This is a genomic window from Micromonospora craterilacus, from assembly GCF_003236315.1.
GTDB lineage: Bacteria > Actinomycetota > Actinomycetes > Mycobacteriales > Micromonosporaceae > Micromonospora > Micromonospora craterilacus.
The window spans coordinates 1-416 of record NZ_POTY01000587.1 but is presented as its reverse complement, the minus strand read 5'-3'; the positions used below and the strand labels follow the sequence as shown (position 1 = coordinate 416).

Sequence of the window (416 nt, the reverse complement as noted above, 5' to 3'; positions counted from 1 at the left end):
GCACATGCTGACGCGTAAAGAGATTTGGGAACGATTAGAAAATAATCGGATTGATTTGGCAGTCATGTACCTACCTGATGAAAGTATCAAGAACTGGAAGCCATACCAGTCTAAGAAGATTATCCAAGACGAATTGCTATTCATTTCGGGTGACGAGAAGTTAGCGAAGAAGAAGCGCATCAAGTTCAAAGATACGACGCTCAATCCATGGGTGACGTATCCTGAAAACTATTACTTGGATCAAGTGGTTAAGGAATCTTATAAGAACCAGTTGGCTGATTTGCCAACGGCAGTCGCACGGTTTACGACGCCACAACAGATTTATCGCTTTGTGGCAGCAACTAATACTAACACGGCGTTGCCAAATTCATTTATGGTGGCTAATCCGGCAACTGATAAGCTCCACACGTTGTCAT

At 43.3% G+C, this 416-nt stretch carries 1 protein-coding gene; it reads left to right on the top strand.

Going from position 1 to position 416, the window contains the following annotated elements:
• Positions 1 to 416 (top strand): LysR family transcriptional regulator substrate-binding protein (locus tag C1I95_RS37520; RefSeq protein ID WP_146605967.1); only part of this gene is annotated, 416 nt, incomplete at both ends.